We start from the raw sequence: 17,809 nt of genomic DNA on the forward strand, positions 1-17,809 counted from the left end.
TATATATCCAAAGTATATCCATTTTACGACTATATTTGATTTTGCCTTGTGATGTCAATCATTAATGAATATAATTTCTATTTTTATGATTCTGCATTCATTTTGGGGGCGAGGAATGTCACATGATAATCTGCTTGATGGCCACATATTGAGTATCGTGCAAATACACGAGATTGCTGAGCAAAGCGATTTGCAGCAGGCGTTGAAAGAAAGGGGTTATGATATCCCGCAAGCGACCTTGTCTCGTCGACTTAAAAAATTGAAAATTGCAAAAGTGGCAGGCATTTATCGGGTCGTTGATTTTAATCCGCCAAATCTACCTTTGGTTTTAAATGCACAGGTATCAGAGTATGGTTTGGTTGTTTTACATACTCAGCCAGGCCATGCGAATAGCCTTGCTTTGTTTATTGATAAAAAATATGTCGCTTTTTACCCGCAACAAGCCAATAACTCAGGGATTCTAGGGACTATCGCGGGAGATGATACGGTGCTTCTTATTGTCAAAAGCAAAGTGGATTTGGAGCAGGTCATCCAAATCCTGCAGGCCGAGTTCCCCTATCTGAAAATTTCTTGAAAGACGTTCTAATGGTTTCCCCTCATGAACTATCTCTGTCCTTCTGTTTCAGGTCAGGGCTGGAAAACTTGGCGTTGATTCGTCTTGATTGTCTTCCGTTGTGTGTTCAGTAGCGGGTATCTTTCCTGCCACTGCAGATTTTGCTATTGCTACTGGCGCTTTAGTTGTTACTACTTGTTTTTGTTTTACAGGGTAAAGACAATGTTGTCTTGATAGATCTTCGATCTCATCGGCCGCTTTTTCCAACCGTTGTGCAAGATCAAAAATAGGGGCTTGCTGCGGGTCACGTTGATAATGCCGGATATTATGCATTCTTATCTCGCTGAGGGGCGTAGTAGCAGGGGCTCTAAATAAGGTTAGGCCTGGTGTATTGCAATAATACCAAGGTTTAAACCCAGTTAAATCCGGTAGCGCCGGGTAGGAGTGCCATGGGTAAAAATCGGTGGTACCTGATGACCAGCTAATCATAACAGTGGGTTTTTCACCCCTAATCAGTTCGACCTTTTCAATAACAAATTTCATATAATAAGACCACAAAAATTAACAAATCTCCAAATTGTACAATAATTGTTAATCTAGGGCAATTTTTCTAGTACTATTTGGGCAAAATGCTCTATTCGAGAAGCAAGAGGGCGATCCATCGTTAAGTGTTTATTAAGAAAAAGCCAATGCAAATAACGAATCGCCAGGGATTCATTTTTACTGCCAGTGGTTTTCTGTTGAGCGGCGAAACATTGATATAGACGATGTTGCTGATACGCTTCGGAGTCAAGTTCATCACGTAATATCTGTTGATAAAAGGTATTCACCCAATCGTCAGCACAACTTTCTTTCAATTGCTGACGGACTGAACGCAAGGTTTGGGTTATTTTTTCATGCCAGTCGTTGATGCAATGGCAGGCATTTACTAATTCCGATTGGGATATTTCTTCGACAGCATAAGCCAGCCAGCAACAAAGCAATAATAGATTAACATTGAGGCCTTCCTGCTGCTGAAAAGCCAGGCAAGCCTCTTTAACCTGTTCGTCGCGATAAACCTGCAATGAAAATTGCCAGAAGGGATTATCCAGCGACGTAAACAGCGATTGGGTTATATTGGATTGTGCCATAGATTTTTGTGGATCAGGTTAGCCTTGTCTTAATTCAATGACTGTAACATGTAATGCTTCCTGGCCAATATTTAAATCCTGATGCGCTTCTTTACCCTGAGTAACACTGAGATAAATGGGTTTTTTCGGATGCAATTTTATAAAGGTTTCTTTTCCTGACTGATAAATAACTTTGAGGATGCCGCTTTCTTCCGGGATGACGATTCGAGCAAATTGATGGGTATGGAAAGGTAACTGTTGTTTAGGGCAGATCGTGGTTTTCCAGACTTTGGTCAGCTTATTTTCTATTAACAATTCACGTTTTGTTTCGCAGGTTGAGGTGGCTGCAGACACAAATTGATTCACTAAAAGCAAAAGTAAAGCCGTTAATCGCACCATTTTATCCACTCCTGTGTGCTGTTCTGAATTTTAAACAAGCAAAACATAGCATGAATAAATGCTCATTGAAATAGCAGTTAATATTTTATTAATAAAAAAAGATTATATTTATCGCATTGTGTTCTTTTTGTGTGCTTATTTTTATGGGAAGAAAAACATACACCACCGCTGTAAGATTTTTGCGTCATGTTACTCAACTTGATTTTTTTGGTTGGGCTGATGATGATTTGCAAGTTGATGCAGTCGCTTATGTCTCCTATAAAGAGTTTGCAAAATGCGCGTTACTCTTGGAAATACCTGCAAGCATTCGCCAAAAGATGAGTCTTGAATTCACCCCTCATTTTTTAAGAATCACCGTTCCAAAAATCAATGTAAAACCGATGAGCACCGAGCTCGGTAAATTCATGCTTGCGACAAGTCCTTCCATGACAAAGAGAAAAGATCATTTAACTGAGCAGCGGATTATGCGGGTAGCGACGGTAGCCACACCAACGGGAGGCTTCACTCGTCTTGCACCAAGAACGGTTAAAGAACAAGTCGGTTTATTTGCAATGCATGTGGGCGCAGCCTATAAACTCATGCTTAAGCAAGGAGCCTTGCTTCCTGACGAGGCAGCTATTTGCGTACTACCCGAATTTTATAGTCATTGCAGGAGTGGAGAGACTAGCCGATTATTTATGCCTTATGATACGCAACAGCAATTGCTTGCCGGCTATTGTGCGGTCAGTAAAGAATTTCCTGAATTGTTAATCATGGTCAATATCACGGCTACTACGAAAGATAATGTGGTGGATGAGTTGGGGAAGTCTCTTGAACACAGGGCCAGATTACAAAAAACAAATATATTGTTCGGCATTAAAAATGGAGAAGTCGTTTATATCAACTACAAAGTCAATAAAGGGCCTGCCGATATTCCTGAGGATGAACGGTTATCGGTCGAATCAGAACGCAATTCTTATTACCATGCAACTGCAGATAGACGGGTTATGAAACTCGATTACCTTAAACAATTTAAGGGGATCACTTTTGCTGGTAGCGTATGCATTGATGCTGCTGAAGGTGTGATCGGAAAATACCTGCGTAAACAATTTCCTTCGTTTAGTGAGGATGAGTTCGGCCCGGCAGTGCAAATCATTTCTTCCAGCTCAATGACTTTATCTCAAGGGTTTAAGAAACGTAGTGATCTTGTTAATTCGGATAATGGCGCCCAACAGATTGTTACCCCTAAAACCGGGCAGGGTCTACTCATTCAGGCCGATGGGCATAATACATTAAAGCGTTCTGGTGTATGGATAGTTGAAGGTGAAAATTTAATTTCTCAAACGCCTGTTGCTACCGGGGTTTTGTCTGATAAAACAGAGATTAATGCTTATTCAATAGGGGTTAACCTGGTTCACAACAAATTGCATGATGTAGTAGGCATTGATATTGAGGAAGAAAGTTCAACAGCAATTACTCAGGGGATTGTTGCCCTTGGTGCATAGCTGATCAAACGATTTCTAAAATCTAAAATTGTCTGATTCATTTTAGGGCATCTATTGTGATTTATGTCCCTTAGTAATTCTTCGAAAAACTAACAATCATTGCTGTGATCATTTCTTCTTGGGCGTCATTGTAGTTTGTTGTTTTTCTACTTGTTGTTCCTGTGTCAGGCTATCTTTATATTGAGTAATTGAATCAATAAGTTCAATCAAACTAATCGTCTTCTTGTCATAACTGTAGGCATTCGCAAATACCTTATCGAGTAATTTATCAGACGTTTTCTTTTCTTCTTTCGGTGTCTGAAATAAATAGGTTTGTCTCGTGGAGTAGGCGTCAATTGATTTTTTCAAGGTATCAAAAGAGATATCCTCGGTAGAAAGATTCGATGTCTGCAGAAGAATTGTTTGAATAATTCTGTCCAATATATTTTTGGCAGGATCTTTGAGATTATTATCTTTAAGTAAACTTATCATTGTATTCATCACGGCATTGCTTTCATCATACGCTTTCACAAAATCATCTTTGTTCCAATAGGCCCTTTTCTGACGATAAACTTTATACATTAATATTAAAGGATGCAGCGTGTTATGATTGAGAGACTCATTATATTCTAAATGTTTGCCAGCAAATTTTAGATGTATATTGATGCCTTCTTTTTCTATTTTTAAAAGCCCCTGTTTTTGCAATTCATCGACAAAGTTGCCAAACTCACTGATCTCTTTTGTGGCTAGTTTGTTGGGTTGGCTTAAATAAACCATGATTTCTAATAATTGCGCAGCGGGTGGTTTTGCTAAAATGGATTGATGGTGATTAACCATTTCTTCAATACGCGTAAAATATTTTTTATAGTCTAAAGGCTTGTGTAACAGCTTTGTAGAACGCCTTGTGGGCAGAGTACGCATCTGACTGGCATCAGGCAACAAGTCTGGATCGAGGCCTATCGCTTGCCAGTCTTTTTTATTCTCAACCATATCCAGCATGGCTAATAGGCCTACAGAGGATGGCCCAATCCCTTTGATAAGGATTTGTCCATAGGGTTTACCAGACTCAATGTCTGGTAGTTGAAGCGTATCAAGCATGGTACAAAAGTGGACAATCCCGGGTGCAGACAAAGGATCAACTTCATTCGATTTAAAATAACGAAAATCAGCATCAATCCAGATCCAAAGCTCATCAGACCAATCAATACCTGTTTTGCCGCGAATAATATCTGCAAATCGCAAAAGGCCATTTCTAGCATAATCAGGCATGGATGAAACAACATCACTATGGTATTTATCATGCGCAAATACACCAAGATAAGTATCTAAAGGGCTATTATGCACCGCACCTGGATCGGGTGTATAAGGATAATATAAAAATGCCAAACGATGGTGACGTTCTCTATACGCTTCTTCAATGTCAGTCATGGATTTGACACCGAACTGCGGCTCTATTGGTATATAATTGTCTACACCATAGCGCAATATACCAATGGCATTTCGTAAACCGCAAGTTGGGATCAACAACGGTAACTCATCGCTAATTTTTACGCCATCGAGTTTGTTAAAATGGTCAGCCAATTGAAATGGTATTTCTGTCACCGCGGATTCGCCCAGAACATTCCGTGTCAATTGTGCCGTAGAGGATGCAATAACAGTATAAAAGATTTGTTCTGATGGTGGTAATTGCGCCACTAAGCGTCGGAACTCTTCATAGTCGTTATTTTCATTCACGGATTTTAAACGACCTGGCTGATTTAACAAAGGGAGCAGAAATTTTTTTGCTTCTTCAGTAAACAGCCCATTCTCATCAAGTATTCGATTAATACTGGTAATATAAGGTTGCGGCGATCGAAGCATTTCAACTTCCCCAGCGCGATTTCTAACTGGCCGCAATCCAGGGCGTTGCAGTTGTGACTGATACAATTCGAGTAAGGTCAGTAATTGCTGGGCTTGCATACCATGACTATAATTTGAGTCATATAAACCAACAACAATTTCGGGAAACGTTGGATCTTTTAAAAATTCTTTTAATTCTGCAAATTGATCGTTATGCCCAGGATCATTAACATTTCTAAGTCCATTGTTAACTAACTGTGCTAATTTTTTGATTTTACTAATATTTACTGATTTATAAATAACATGTTCTTCGTCCTTGATATAGTTCTTATGCAATTCAGTGATGCGAAAGAACTGGTCCTTCGTTAATTTATTCTCTCTATATAACTCATACGCGCATTTGATTGCATTGGGCTGATGTAAAATGGTTTGTACAAGATTTGTATGCAATCGTTTTTTTCTTGCTGCCTCTTCCAGTATTTTTTTGACTTCCTTATCAGAGCGAATATTAGCCATCAATTTGGCTTGCGGTGGAAGATGAGCTGATCCTGCCTGTACTTTTACTTTAGTATCCGTTGACGTTTTTTTACGCCAGAATTGCTGTATTTTTGCAACAGAGATTGGAGGTTGTCCGCTTCCAGTTGGTGCAACTGGTGCATTATTGTTGTTCGTATCAGGTGAGCTGCTTTGCTGAGTGACAACGACCTGAAGGCGCGAGTTGATGCGGCCAAAATAAGGATTGCGCTTAAAAAATTCTTCCCAAGTCACCGGGGTTTTACTTCTTGTACCCATAAGACAACCATTTTTTTAAGTCGTGGCTTACTATAGTTGTTAATTATTAAGCAAATCTTAACTATCTATTTTATTATAGCAAATGCCCCCCTCCCTGCAGGGGAGGGATGCAATCGAGTAATATTTACAAGCCTAAAATTGCGCGACCCATTTGGCAAAGCTTTCCATGTAGTGGCGTAAAAACTCTTCTGTTTTCTCTTGGGTCAGATTGCCCTCTTTATCGAAAAGCGTATTAACGCTGCCTATATAAGCTTCTGGTTGTTGCATGCAGAGGATATTTAAAAATACGAAGGTTTGACGCAGGTGTTGGTTGGCACCAAAGCCGCCGATTGCACCTGGAGAGGCGCTAATCACTGCGCCTGGTTTACCATCCCAAACACTTTTACCGTAGGGTCTTGAGCCTACATCGATGGCATTTTTAAGGGGGGCAGGGATGGAGCGGTTATATTCCGGGGTAACAAATAAAAGACCATCTACCTTGCTGATTTTTTCACGAAAAGCGACCCATTCAGCCAAGGGGCTATTTTGATCATCAGGATCCTGGTTATAAAGCGGTAGCTGTCCGATTTCAATGATTTGCAAAGCAAGGGAAGAAGGGGCAAGTTTGATTAAGGTTAAAGCGAGCTTGCGATTCCATGATTCCTTGCGCAGACTACCTACCAGTACGGCAATTTTTTTAACCATCACCACATCCTTATTCAATTACCTTGACTGAATAAAATAATCGGTAAAAGATAGAAATTCAATGCGTTGCAACTATTAATGATTATCCGATATATTTTTTGCCTGAGTCACTGCTTATTCCGCTTCGCAACTTAACACCTTAAGCGTCGGTTTCTGCGAAAGGTTTCCAGATAGTTGAAATCCTATTGACTGCGTTTTACCAGGAAGCAAACCGTTACTCGTGTCGGAAGGTTGCGCGCTTAAGGTAAAAATTCCTTCGGACTCTACCAGGGACGCATGATTACCAAGCCAGTGGTTAACAATCATTGGATTGGCAATGTCGTCAGTGTTAAAACTCAATTTAACACTAAAATTATGGATAGGTTCTTGACTGGTATTGGTGATCGTTCCTTGAAATACTGCGCCACCCTCCCAGCGATTTTGTAAGACTAAATTGACAGTACAGTGTTGATCACTGGAAGTAGTTCCTGCCTGGTAAAAAGCATTAAGCACTATTTCCGAAGGCTTGGCTGGTAATATCAGCTTGTTATCCGTTTTCTCACTGACCAGTGTGTAGGTCTTCTCAAGATAATGAACTGTATGGGGAAGTTCAATGTGATAGGTTTCGATGCCAAAAGTCCCTGTTTTGCTATTGATAGTTTGATTGTAAATCAACGTGGTGCAATGGCGTTGCTCAACGACACAATTGATCGTCTCTTGATGATTGAATTCTGAATGAAATTGAATAGTGGCAGCGACAGTTTGATTATTCACTGGCTTGCCACTTTCATCCAGTAGATTCATTTGATAATCGATCGTTGACGCAGGTTGAGGTCCTGTTTGCTCGCCTTCCAGGGAAATAGTTAGCGCATTGTTTTGACCTTCAGTAACCTGAAAAGCGACAGGAGCGGTACTCGATTTAACCCGGTAACTTTGATGAGCCTGATTATCCAATTGATAGCTGTCTGCCAGCAACAGGTGGTAGGTTCCGCCAGCCAGATTGAATGAACATCCTTCATAGCTGCAAGTATACGATTGCCCCGTTTCCTGCAACCTGAGTTCTGCCGCACCAGTTAAGTTGAAGCCAGGATCAGCAAAAGTGATAGACAACTTTCCTTGATCTATTTTCTGGTTAAACAAGTTATGTAAAACCCTTTGGGCTTGCAGATCAAGTTTGGCAGAATTGGGATCGATCATGCTGACCGTATCGCCCAAATAGCCTACGGCCCAAAAAAACAGATTGTTTTGCAGATTGTTTTTTTCCAGATAAGGAATCAATGCCTTTTGAAAAAAGGCTAATCCTTCGGTGCTTTTCCATGACGCTTCTCCCAAGACTACGGAATACCCCGCTTTTTTTAAGAAGCCCCAACTCCAGTCAAATCGCAATTCACTTGGTTTGCCGGGGGCGGATTCCCAGGTAGCAACCTCGCGCGGGTAAACATGGGGTGAGAAAATCAGATGCGCGTGGCTGGCATTTTCATCGCCCATTAACCAGGTTATCGCGGTCTCATTTAAACCCGTTGCTTGCAACTGTTGAATAAATCCCGCTCTGTCAAAACGAGCGTCTCCTTGCCTGGCTGGATTCTTTGCCAATAGGGTTTTGAAATCTTCGCCCCAATTGCCCTTGAATTCCAGGCGCTTGGTATGAGCGATGCAATTCGCTGGATCATTGATAATTGCATAAGCTTCATCAGGGATCAGTTCCTCATTTTTCACACAGATAACGGGTTGATCAGGATCGCCTGAACCGGGCCCAGGGCCTTCAACAAACAAGAGTAAATCAGGATTATTTTGCTGAATGATTTTAGCTGCAGTAGCGATAACCTTTATCCAGGCAGGCTGACTATTATTACTGCGATACCAATGGAGGGCATAGGGTTCATTAAAAACATCGATACCAATGACATTGCTGAGGTCACGGGCTTTAATCTCCGCCAGTATTAATTTTAAATCGGCTTCATATTGATTCAGGTTATAAACTGTACCGTCCCGATAGTTATCGCCATAACCATAGCCATGATGAATATCAATGAGGACTTTGACATTATTTTTTTTAAATTCGGCAAGGCTTATCCAAAAGGCCTCTTTGGGTGACACGGCGGCAGCACAGGTCGAGCCTGTACTTGCCCAAGTTTTACAAAAAACACCATTCCCTTTGGTGGGCTGAGCTTTGTTGCTAATGGATTTATTTAAATCGACAGATGACGCCGTATCGTAGAGTACACCTGGTTGAATGGGGACACGAACAGTTTTGAAATTAACGCCAGTGGAATGATCAACACCACTATCAATAAAATCCCACGGGTGTACCAGAGCATCCAGCATCCCATAGGTTTTATTATAAGAAGTGGGGATATCACCGACTGCATAAAAGGGATGGGACGCTAATCCCTGGAAAATTTTAGAATCTTGAAAACCTGACCAGGAGATCCCATCAATGCTAACCGGCTTGTTATTCTTATCGTAAATCACCGCGTCCTGGGTGTAAAAAGCGTAGCAATGAATCGAAAATAAGAGAGTGAATAAACTGCCTATCAGTTTTTTGACTACCATTCTTTTTCCTCAACGTTAACGGATAGGATTTAATCGGTCGATTGGGCTAATAACGCGCTGATAAGCAATTCATTGTGCCGAGAAGAACCTCTATCAATTGGACTTGTTTTATACATCAAAGGGCAAAATATAACATAAATTTGCCCTTTAAGCGCATTTTTAGAGCCAATTAGCTTAAAGGAGAGGGTATTTTAGGTGAGTCCAGACTTCGTTCTGTCGGGTATAGAGACGGCGTTCTCCTTTTAAAAGTCGTCTTTATTCATTTCCAGAACCTGCCATGGCTAATCTCGCAACCCTACCCCTTTCTTCAACAAGACCATATTGAGGGCACTTAAAAGGATTACCATGAAACAAATGATCAGGATTGCAAACCAAATACTGACTTCTTGCTGACCAATCATGGCATAACGTAAGGCGTTAACGATGTATAAGATCGGGTTCAGATGAGAGAGCTTTTCCCAAAAAGGCGGAAGCATACTGGTCGCGTAAAAAACACCCCCTAAATAAATCAATGGTGTCAGAACGAAAGTTGGGATGAGCATCACGTCATCGAAATTGCGGGCGACCATGGCATTGGTAAATCCAGCCAGGGAGAACAGGGCCGAGGCCAGAAGAACAATAAAAAGTGTCAGCGGCAAACTGTGGAAATCCAGATCGACAAAAAAACAGGAAACAAGAAAAACCAGGAGCGCAACAATTAGCCCCCGCAATACGCCACCCAGGATATAACCCAGCAGAATAATACCATTGTGCATGGGACTGACTAACATTTCTTCAATACTCCTTTGAAAGCGCACATTGAAGAGCGAGGTAGAAACGTTACTATATGCATTGGTAATAACGGACATCATAATCAAACCGGGTGCAATAAACTCAGGATAACTGGCTCCTTGAATGGGGCCAATGCGTTGCCCCATTAAACTGCCGAAAATCATAAAATATAACGCGGTAGTGATGACCGGTGGTAAAAATACCTGCGAGGCGATACGGAACATTCTGACCAGTTCCCGCCTTACCAGCGTATAAAGAGCAATCGTTTGTTGTTTAATGGCCATGTTTGATAAGATCCAGAAAAAGCTCTTCCAAGCGGTTGGTTTTATTGCGCATACTATGAATGCGAAGACCGTGCTGCGTTAATACCGAAAAAACATCATTCAGTGACCAGTTATTATCGACGCGTAATTCAAAGGTATAGTTATCAACCAGGGTTGTCACGAAAGGTTCTATCACCGGCAACTCATCGATGGGGCTTTCTGTATTGAATACAAAGGTTTGATGCCTTAACGTTTTTAAGAGGGCATTCATCGATGTGTTTTCAACAATGCTGCCCTGGTCAATAATGGCGATATGTTTACAAAGCTGCTCGGCCTCTTCGAGATAATGGGTCGTGAGAATAATCGTTGTTCCCTGTTTATTCGTTTGAGTTAAAAATTCCCACATACTCCGACGAATTTCTATATCCACGCCTGCAGTAGGCTCATCAAGGATTAAAACCTTGGGTTGATGAATCAAGGCACGGGCAATCATGAGCCGGCGTTTCATCCCACCGGATAAGTGGCGCACAATCGAGTTCCGTTTATCCCATAGGCCAAGTTGTTTCAATAAATTTTGGGCATGGGGTTTCGCCTGGGCGCGTGTTATTCCATAATAGCCGGCTTGACTGATTAAGATCTGCTCGCAGGTTTCAAAAATATTAAGGTTAAATTCCTGAGGGACTAATCCCAGGCAGGATTTAGCCAACTCGGGTTTTTCATCCAGATCATGACCATAGATATGGATACTGCCTGAGGTTTTTGTTAGTAAGGTGGTTATTAAACCGATGGTGGTCGATTTTCCTGCCCCATTAGCACCCAGCAACGCAAAAAAATCACCGGCCTTGACTCTTAAATCAATGCCTTTTAAGGCTTCCACACCATTCGCATACGTTTTGCGCAGCTGGTTAATTTCTAAGGCGTACATGAGAATCTTTGGCAAGCAAATCTCTATTATACACAAGAAGTTGGTTATGAATAATGAGAGAGTAATTTCCTTAGGGATTTTGTTTGAAGATCGGTCCGGATTGCTTCGCTAACGCATGCAAAGACGGCCTTTTCAATGTTGTTCCGTAGAGGCATTGAATCATTACGTGACTAAGGACATCGATCGTGTCTTCATCCAACCCGTTATGCTATAGCGGGTTTGACGGGTTGGGCAAACTTCGTGGGGTAGCTCACTGTTAAAACAAACAAACCGGTTTCCACAAGGAAGAATTGACGTGATGAGCTGATCGTTCAGCCCATAGAGGTTTAATTCTCCAGCAAAGGACTCTTGCCAGTCAGTATTAAGATAATAAACACAAGAAATCCGCCGCTCTTTGGTTGTCGCGAATTGATCAACGTGTTTTTTATAAAAAGCCCCCGGTTGGTAAATAGCAAAATGGGTTTCAAAATCGACCAGGCCTAGAAATAAGGTTTGATTCAGCTTGTCTGCCAGCAGGCTAATTTTATTGAAATAGGCCTTGATGGATTGATTGGCAGACTCTTCATCTAACCAGCAGATTTGGTCGTTACGAATGGCGCTGTGATGGCCAGCTCCGAATTGACGGCCTATTTTCGCACTTTTGAATTGGCCCTTCGTGTGCATCTCGTCAGCGATGTCACGCAGCGTTTGATAATCCTCGATAGGAAGAAAATTATCAATAATATGGAAGCCCTGGGTACAGATCTCATCTTCCAGTTGGTCGGTGATAATCAACGGTTGTCTACAAGCGGTTGAGGGTAGCAAATTTTAATCGATATTGGCTGAAAAATACACGCCTACCTGTTGGGTGATAGGAATTGATACCTCGTTGATGTTTGTTTTTCTCCGGTTGCCATTTTTAAAAAGCGAACACTTTATGAGGGAATTATGATAAAATTTTGCCCATTTCCATTTAACTCCAATAAGAATTCTCGTGAAAAAGACAATTTCCCTCAAAACAGTTTCGCAGATACACCAAGCCATTCTCAAATCAAATCATATCTCAGAAGCTGAAAATAAACTTGGTGTTAGCGTGGTACTGGCGGCCTTCCTTAGAAAAGCAGCCGATTATAAGGGATTTACCTTGTCTTTTGAGACCTTATCAACACTCAGCATAGAAAAAGCCAAAGAGCTATTTGGTAGCGATTACGATAAACCGGTAATTCTAAAACAAGGATCAGTAAGCGATTATAGTTTGCAAGAGATTCATGTGCTGGCAATGAATGATAAAGATAAACGTCTATCTTCCCTGGCATTCGAATTAGGATTAGGCCGTGACAGCCTGAAACGAGGCTTGGCCCGTTATCAATACAACGGCCGTGCCCTTACCTTTAATCTTTTAAAAACAATTAGTCTGGAAGAGGCACCGACACTCTTTGGTGACTCTTATACGGTAAAATTTTCAAAACCCAGAAAAGCCTCCGCTCCTACCTGGCGGCAGGTTCATTCTATGCTCGCCGATTGTCGAGCGATTGATGATGCAGTTGCAGCATTAGGTGTCAGCATTAGCAGTTTACAAATTTCTTTATCCAAGTTTCGTTACAACGGAGAGAAGCTTCGCTTGATAGACCTCAAAACAATGTCTGTGGGCTCAGCTGAACAGGAAGTATTTAAAGATTTTTATGATAAACCACACACAACGGGTAACAAATTAAATAGAGAAGTGGATTTAGCCACTATGTGGCAGGCTATTCTCGGGAAAAAGACGCTAACCGGGGCAGCAGGGGAAATTGGTATTTATCCTAACTATTTAACCAAGCGTTTAAAGGGGCTGCATGTAGATGGCATAAAACTCACTGTCCAGCTAATTATAGACAACCCAAAATTAATAGATAGCCCGCGCTTTATGTTAGAAAATTGTCTGAAATTAGAGCAATATAATGATTTGCAATTAGCTATTTATTCCCCGCAAGCCGCACGAGAAATCCTAAAAGCAGCCATGTCCCTATTCCAATTAAAACGGGAACAAATTTGGATAATAGAAACAGCTCCTCAGCCAACTTTAATCATACCCACCTTAAATCCCGCCGAGACTCATGCCATCCTCTTGAAGCATTTTAAACGCAAAGAATTCCTTGCCAATGATGTAGAAGGAATAGAAGAGAGTTCTTTTTCCCCTCCTGTATTGGAAACCAGCGAGCAACAAAGCGTTGTGCCGCCTTTTCCTGCTGGTTCACCAGATGCTACCGCAATGTTTTTTTCTCAGGCTCAGGTAAGCCCCGATGGAGAAGCCGGTGCTCCTGATGCCGTTGAAACCGAATCAGAATTTCAAACGGTAAGAATAGGCTCTTTTACTCTTCCTGTACTCGAATTGAGAAGGCAATACAGCCCCACTTTCTTCAGCAATCCTAGCCCTTCAGAAAGAGGGGAGGATCCCTTGGCAGCAGAAGATCCAGATGCTCCCTTGGAAACTCAAACCAATTATTCCATGATGCAATTACTGGCTGACAGGTATCGTTCAGGTCATGCAAGAGTAGAAGGAACCTGTTTAATCTTTTCAATCGATGAAAACTTAAGGGAACCAATGTATCGAGCACTTGCTGAGACTCACACGCTGGCGCTTTTTAATTTGACAATCATACCGCAACAAGAAACGGTCATTTTGAAATTAAGAGAGCCTAATGACGATGACGCCAGAGATATTTTTTCTTGCTTTGGTGAAGTGCTCACCACTTCCTACATGAGTCAAAACGAAAAAACCGAGAGGGAATACGAAGAACCCAGAGCATCGCAACCGAAACGTTCGGCTGCAAATAATGAGGATGGTAAAAAGAAATCCCGCTTAGAAGAGGAAAGTTACCTGGAAGAGGAGTGTATCTATGACAGCTTGCCTCGCCCATTCTAGTTCCCATTCTTAACAATGCTTTAGCTGGTTTATTTGCCTAATTGCTTTGGAGCATTTTATAAAGACTGAGTGCATTTTTTCTGGCTTCATCATGATCAACGATTGGTTTTGGGTACTTCTTGCCAATTAAGCCCGAGACGGGTTGTGGTGCTAACCAGGGTTGATGGATCCATTCGGTTGGGACTTTTGCAAGCTCTGGCAGCCATTGCCGGATATAGTTTCCCTGGGGATCAAATTTTTTACTTTGGAGGATGGGATTAAAAATGCGGAAGTAGGGCGCCGCATCAGCACCGCTTCCCGCTACCCATTGCCAACTGGCAGAGTTATTTGCCAGGTCGGCGTCCAGCAGGGTATCTAAAAACCAGGCGGCACCCTGTCGCCAGTCAATCATTAAATCTTTCGTCAGAAAGGAAGCAACAATCATACGGACACGATTATGCATATAGCCCGTTTGCCATAGCTCACGCATCCCGGCATCAATAATGGGATATCCCGTCATGCCTTGCTGCCAGCACTGTAGCCCGCTGTCGTCGATTTGCCAGGGAAAGGCGTTAAACTCGGATTTAAAATTGCAATCGGGAAGTGCTGGAAAATGATAAAGCAAATGGTAGGAAAATTCCCGCCAACCCAGTTCTGCTAAAAAACGGTCTATGGACGCTGAATCGATATCCTTCGCAAATTGCGCTTGTTTTAATGTTCTCCAAAGATGCCAGGGGCTAATTTCACCAAAATGAAGATGGGGTGATAGCCTGGACGTGCTATCCAGCTCGGGAATATCACGTGATGTGTGGTAACCGTTTAAGGCGTTATTGATAAAACGATCCAGGCGTTTTTGCGCACCGTCCTCTCCCGGTTGCCAATAGGTATGAAAAGCTGCTGCCCAGTTTGGTTTTTCAGGTAATAAATTCCAGTCTTGCAAGGGTTCGCTGTAAAGAGGCGGCGCGGAGGGGTGGCCATATTTAACCATCGGCTCAGGAATACTCATTTCTGTAAGGCAATGCCGCCAGAACGGCGTAAATACCTTGAAATACCCTCCGCTTTTGTTTTTAATGGTCCAGGGTTCATTGAGCAGGCTGCCATTAGAGCTTAGGACGTTAATCCCTTGCCCGCCCAGTGTTTTCTTGATCAGGCTATCACGTTGGATTGCCGAAGGTTCATAGCATCGATTCCAATAGACCGTATCGACTTTAAATTCCTGGCTTAGCTGAGAAATTATGTCCATTGCTTTGCCACGACGGAGCAATAACGGTAAGCCCTGTTTTTGCAGGCTTTCTTCCAGGGCCAGCAAACTATGGTGGAGCCACCATTTTTGAGCGCTGCCGAGGAGGGTTTGGTCATCCAGAATATAAAGCGGGATGACGACAGGGTGATTATTGCAAGCCGAGATAAAGGCGGGATTATCATGACAACGTAAATCCTGTCTAAACCAAATAATTGCTGCAGACATTGATAACCCTTTCATTATTTTATAACGTTACAGATTATCACAGTTGTTAATGCTTTAAACGGTAAGCAATAGGAAAGAATATGAAAAAGCGGATTCTGCTCGGGGTTTCTTCTTGTCTTCTTGGTGAGAAAGTTCGCTTTGATGGGGGACACAAGCGTGATAATTATATCTGTGATCTCCTTTCCCATTATGTTGATTTTCTACCTGTTTGTCCGGAAGTGGCTATTGGTATGGGGATACCCAGACCGGCTATCCGTTTGATTGGCGAGGCTGGTTCCCCGCGCCTGGTGGAGGTCAAAAATCACCAACGCGATTACACGCAGCCGATGCTGGACTTTGCCCATGAGACGATGAAGGCACTCACTACGATTAGTGGTTATATTTTAAAGAGCAAGTCACCCACCTGCGGTTTAAAGCGGGTGAAAATTTACCGGGGAAAAGAGCAGGCGCCGCTATTGGGGGAAGGTTTATATGCCAGTGTATTGAAAAAGGCATTTCCCTATTTGCCCATTGAAGAAGAAGGGCGATTAAATGACGCGAAGATTCGGGAAAATTTTATCGAAAGGCTTTTTATCTACCATGATTGGCAAGTCACCATGGAGCCTGGTTTTACCGGGAAGGAGCTCATTAACTTCCACACCCGCCATAAGTTAACCTTAATGGCTCATCACCCGCATAAAAGCAGGGAGCTGGGGCGCCTGGTCGGTACACTGGATAAAGAGAATGGCTCGACGTTAATGCTTGAGTACCTGCAAGGTTTGATGACTATTTTAAGCTTTATTGCAACGCCCGCCAAGCATGCCAATGTCCTGCAACACTGTTTGGGGTATTTTAAAAAGGTCTTAAGTGCACAAGATAAACAAGAGTTACTGAACACGATTAGCAATTATCAACGCGGGCTTTTGCCGTTAATTGTGCCTATCACGTTATTAAAGCACCATCTAAGCCACCATCCCCAACCCTATCTGGAAATGCAGAGCTATTTGTCGCCTTATCCTGAAGAGCTAATGCTGCGCAATCACATCTAAACAGCCTGCCCATAGCAACGTATTGGGTAGCCCGGTTGCTAGCAACCGGGTTTCCCGATTTAAAATTCTAATGAACCAACGCATTTTCCACGGCTTGCCGCAGCATCGTCGGCAAAATTGGCTTGATGTAGATATGGTTTGCCCCCAAAGCCAAACACTGTTGCCCCAAGGGTTCGTCGACATGGGCTGAAATGACAATGATCGTGGTATCCTTATGCAAAGGATTCGCACGAATCAATGGCAGGATTTCCTCGCCTCGCTTATCCGGTAATCCCAAGTCCAGAAGGATGCAATTAAAGAATTGGTTGGTCAGTGTTTCCAATGCTTGCTGCGCTGTTTCTGCCAACGTTAATTGATAGTCGTCGCTCAATAATGAACGGTATATTTGCTGGCAAATGAAATTGTCTTCAATGATTAATAATTGTGTCATGATTGTCCTTTTCATAATCTGTTGTAAAAGCGGTCATTTAATCCGGTTACAGCGCTTCCTCACGCCGTCCTCTTATTCTCCCGTGCCTCCTTTCCGCGAGGCGGCAAACCACTGGTTTACCACCGGCCTTAAGCAGGCGATCCGATTTCCCCATAACGTATACCTTTAGCTATCGCTTCCGCAATGTTTTTACACGCCAGTTTTTGAAAAATGTTATTGCGATGCCAGACCACCTGCCGTTCCGACACAGCAAAAAAGGTAGCAATCTCTTTAATACTTTTCCCCAGAGACGATAAATACAAACACTGCTGCTCACGTTTGGTTAAACGCCCATCGATACAAAGCGGCCGCTGCACCCACGCCAGTGACAACAAGGTTTGTACTTCAGCAAGCTGCTTGTTGGTAGGATTGGGATTACCCAAATAATTTAAGTAATCTCTCGCAAAGGCTTTAAAAAACTGGTTTTGTTTCGCTGTATAGTAATGAATAAAATCTTGTTTGTTAATCCTCTTAAGTTCCATGTTTTTCTCCAACGTAGGTTGGGCGCCTCGCCCAACAGCTCGTCGGGTCTTGACCCGACCTACATTAAAAAGAACACGAGCAAGAGACGCGACTGTTCCTACCCGTGCAGTGAGTATTGGAAACATTAGTGTTCGTTTAGCAATTTACTTGCGCAAATAGCTAACAAAA

Annotated in this window: 16 protein-coding genes; 4 read left to right on the plus strand and 12 right to left on the minus strand. The window is 42.4% G+C overall.

Translation table 11 applies throughout. The features are described from left to right. Positions 1-115 precede the first annotated feature (115 nt). Entirely contained in the window at positions 116-574 is a 459-nt protein-coding gene (locus ACN4Z1_RS09310) for an arginine repressor (protein ID WP_228363801.1), read from the plus strand. A gap of 48 nt (positions 575-622) precedes the next feature. On the opposite strand, the gene ACN4Z1_RS09315 is transcribed toward ACN4Z1_RS09310, so the two are convergent. The 3 genes from ACN4Z1_RS09315 to ACN4Z1_RS09325 are packed head-to-tail and all read right to left on the minus strand — an operon-like array spanning position 623 to position 2,061. Beyond that, complete coding sequence (locus ACN4Z1_RS09315) at positions 623-1,096, minus strand: hypothetical protein (protein WP_228363802.1); 474 nt, start codon at positions 1,094-1,096, stop codon at positions 623-625. A 53-nt stretch (positions 1,097-1,149) separates the two neighbouring features. After that, positions 1,150-1,683, minus strand: a complete 534-nt coding sequence (locus ACN4Z1_RS09320) for a TIGR02444 family protein (protein ID WP_228363803.1) — start codon at positions 1,681-1,683, stop codon at positions 1,150-1,152. An 18-nt stretch (positions 1,684-1,701) separates the two neighbouring features. Next, complete coding sequence (locus ACN4Z1_RS09325; protein WP_228363804.1) at positions 1,702-2,061, minus strand: hypothetical protein; 360 nt, start codon at positions 2,059-2,061, stop codon at positions 1,702-1,704. A 143-nt stretch (positions 2,062-2,204) separates the two neighbouring features. On the opposite strand from ACN4Z1_RS09325, the gene ACN4Z1_RS09330 reads away from it, so the two are divergent. Beyond that, on the plus strand, positions 2,205-3,545 hold the full coding sequence (locus ACN4Z1_RS09330; protein ID WP_228363805.1) for a hypothetical protein: 1,341 nt from the start codon (positions 2,205-2,207) through the stop codon (positions 3,543-3,545). 108 nt (positions 3,546-3,653) lie between these two features. Here ACN4Z1_RS09330 and ACN4Z1_RS09335 read toward each other — a convergent pair whose 3' ends face one another. The 6 genes from ACN4Z1_RS09335 to ACN4Z1_RS09360 form a co-directional block, all read right to left on the minus strand. After that, positions 3,654-6,155: a hypothetical protein gene (locus ACN4Z1_RS09335; protein ID WP_228363806.1), complete on the minus strand. Its 2,502-nt coding sequence runs from the start codon at positions 6,153-6,155 to the stop codon at positions 3,654-3,656. A 132-nt stretch (positions 6,156-6,287) separates the two neighbouring features. Further along, the gene (locus tag ACN4Z1_RS09340) at positions 6,288-6,845 is read right to left on the minus strand and encodes an NADPH-dependent FMN reductase (protein WP_370634582.1); all 558 of its coding nucleotides are present in this window, start codon (positions 6,843-6,845) and stop codon (positions 6,288-6,290) included. Positions 6,846-6,953: 108 nt separating this feature from the next. Next, complete coding sequence (locus ACN4Z1_RS09345) at positions 6,954-9,371, minus strand: cellulase family glycosylhydrolase (RefSeq protein WP_419388125.1); 2,418 nt, start codon at positions 9,369-9,371, stop codon at positions 6,954-6,956. Between the two features lie 281 nt (positions 9,372-9,652). Continuing rightward, a complete protein-coding gene (locus ACN4Z1_RS09350; protein WP_228363809.1) occupies positions 9,653-10,426 on the minus strand; it encodes an ABC transporter permease in 774 nt (257 codons plus the stop codon). Then, complete coding sequence (locus ACN4Z1_RS09355; protein ID WP_228363810.1) at positions 10,416-11,330, minus strand: ABC transporter ATP-binding protein; 915 nt, start codon at positions 11,328-11,330, stop codon at positions 10,416-10,418. The genes ACN4Z1_RS09350 and ACN4Z1_RS09355 overlap by 11 nt, the downstream gene beginning before the upstream one ends. 162 nt (positions 11,331-11,492) lie before the next feature. Then, positions 11,493-12,104, minus strand: a complete 612-nt coding sequence (locus tag ACN4Z1_RS09360; protein WP_419386638.1) for a 2OG-Fe(II) oxygenase — start codon at positions 12,102-12,104, stop codon at positions 11,493-11,495. Between the two features lie 199 nt (positions 12,105-12,303). Here ACN4Z1_RS09360 and ACN4Z1_RS09365 point away from each other — a divergent pair, with 199 nt between their 5' ends. Then, positions 12,304-14,214 (plus strand): hypothetical protein, encoded by a 1,911-nt coding sequence (locus tag ACN4Z1_RS09365; protein ID WP_419386632.1) that lies wholly within the window; start codon positions 12,304-12,306, stop codon positions 14,212-14,214. Positions 14,215-14,251: 37 nt separating this feature from the next. On the opposite strand, the gene ACN4Z1_RS09370 is transcribed toward ACN4Z1_RS09365, so the two are convergent. Continuing rightward, a complete protein-coding gene (locus ACN4Z1_RS09370) occupies positions 14,252-15,661 on the minus strand; it encodes a cryptochrome/photolyase family protein (RefSeq protein ID WP_419388126.1) in 1,410 nt (469 codons plus the stop codon). 80 nt (positions 15,662-15,741) lie between these two features. On the opposite strand from ACN4Z1_RS09370, the gene ACN4Z1_RS09375 reads away from it, so the two are divergent. Then, positions 15,742-16,689 (plus strand): YbgA family protein, encoded by a 948-nt coding sequence (locus tag ACN4Z1_RS09375; RefSeq protein WP_419386634.1) that lies wholly within the window; start codon positions 15,742-15,744, stop codon positions 16,687-16,689. 67 nt (positions 16,690-16,756) lie between these two features. On the opposite strand, the gene ACN4Z1_RS09380 is transcribed toward ACN4Z1_RS09375, so the two are convergent. Further along, the gene (locus tag ACN4Z1_RS09380; RefSeq protein WP_419386635.1) at positions 16,757-17,119 is read right to left on the minus strand and encodes a response regulator; all 363 of its coding nucleotides are present in this window, start codon (positions 17,117-17,119) and stop codon (positions 16,757-16,759) included. A gap of 128 nt (positions 17,120-17,247) precedes the next feature. Continuing rightward, on the minus strand, positions 17,248-17,766 hold the full coding sequence (locus tag ACN4Z1_RS09385) for a LuxR C-terminal-related transcriptional regulator (protein WP_419386636.1): 519 nt from the start codon (positions 17,764-17,766) through the stop codon (positions 17,248-17,250). Between the last annotated feature and the right edge of the window lie 43 nt (positions 17,767-17,809).

This window comes from Legionella sp. ST3F1 (genome assembly GCF_048553315.1).
GTDB lineage: Bacteria > Pseudomonadota > Gammaproteobacteria > Legionellales > Legionellaceae > Tatlockia > Tatlockia donaldsonii.

Excerpts from the sequence above, each read along its gene's own strand:
- ACN4Z1_RS09310 (WP_228363801.1), top strand. The coding sequence starts at position 116 with ATGTCACATGATAATCTGCTTGATGGCCACATATTGAGTATCGTGCAA.
- ACN4Z1_RS09315 (WP_228363802.1), bottom strand. The coding sequence starts at position 1,096 with ATGAAATTTGTTATTGAAAAGGTCGAACTGATTAGGGGTGAAAAACCC.
- ACN4Z1_RS09320 (WP_228363803.1), bottom strand. The coding sequence starts at position 1,683 with ATGGCACAATCCAATATAACCCAATCGCTGTTTACGTCGCTGGATAAT.
- ACN4Z1_RS09325 (WP_228363804.1), bottom strand. The coding sequence starts at position 2,061 with ATGGTGCGATTAACGGCTTTACTTTTGCTTTTAGTGAATCAATTTGTG.
- ACN4Z1_RS09330 (WP_228363805.1), top strand. The coding sequence starts at position 2,205 with ATGGGAAGAAAAACATACACCACCGCTGTAAGATTTTTGCGTCATGTT.
- ACN4Z1_RS09335 (WP_228363806.1), bottom strand. The coding sequence starts at position 6,155 with ATGGGTACAAGAAGTAAAACCCCGGTGACTTGGGAAGAATTTTTTAAG.
- ACN4Z1_RS09345 (WP_419388125.1), bottom strand. The coding sequence starts at position 9,371 with ATGGTAGTCAAAAAACTGATAGGCAGTTTATTCACTCTCTTATTTTCG.
- ACN4Z1_RS09350 (WP_228363809.1), bottom strand. The coding sequence starts at position 10,426 with ATGGCCATTAAACAACAAACGATTGCTCTTTATACGCTGGTAAGGCGG.
- ACN4Z1_RS09355 (WP_228363810.1), bottom strand. The coding sequence starts at position 11,330 with ATGTACGCCTTAGAAATTAACCAGCTGCGCAAAACGTATGCGAATGGT.
- ACN4Z1_RS09370 (WP_419388126.1), bottom strand. The coding sequence starts at position 15,661 with ATGTCTGCAGCAATTATTTGGTTTAGACAGGATTTACGTTGTCATGAT.
- ACN4Z1_RS09375 (WP_419386634.1), top strand. The coding sequence starts at position 15,742 with ATGAAAAAGCGGATTCTGCTCGGGGTTTCTTCTTGTCTTCTTGGTGAG.
- ACN4Z1_RS09380 (WP_419386635.1), bottom strand. The coding sequence starts at position 17,119 with ATGACACAATTATTAATCATTGAAGACAATTTCATTTGCCAGCAAATA.
- ACN4Z1_RS09385 (WP_419386636.1), bottom strand. The coding sequence starts at position 17,766 with ATGTTTCCAATACTCACTGCACGGGTAGGAACAGTCGCGTCTCTTGCT.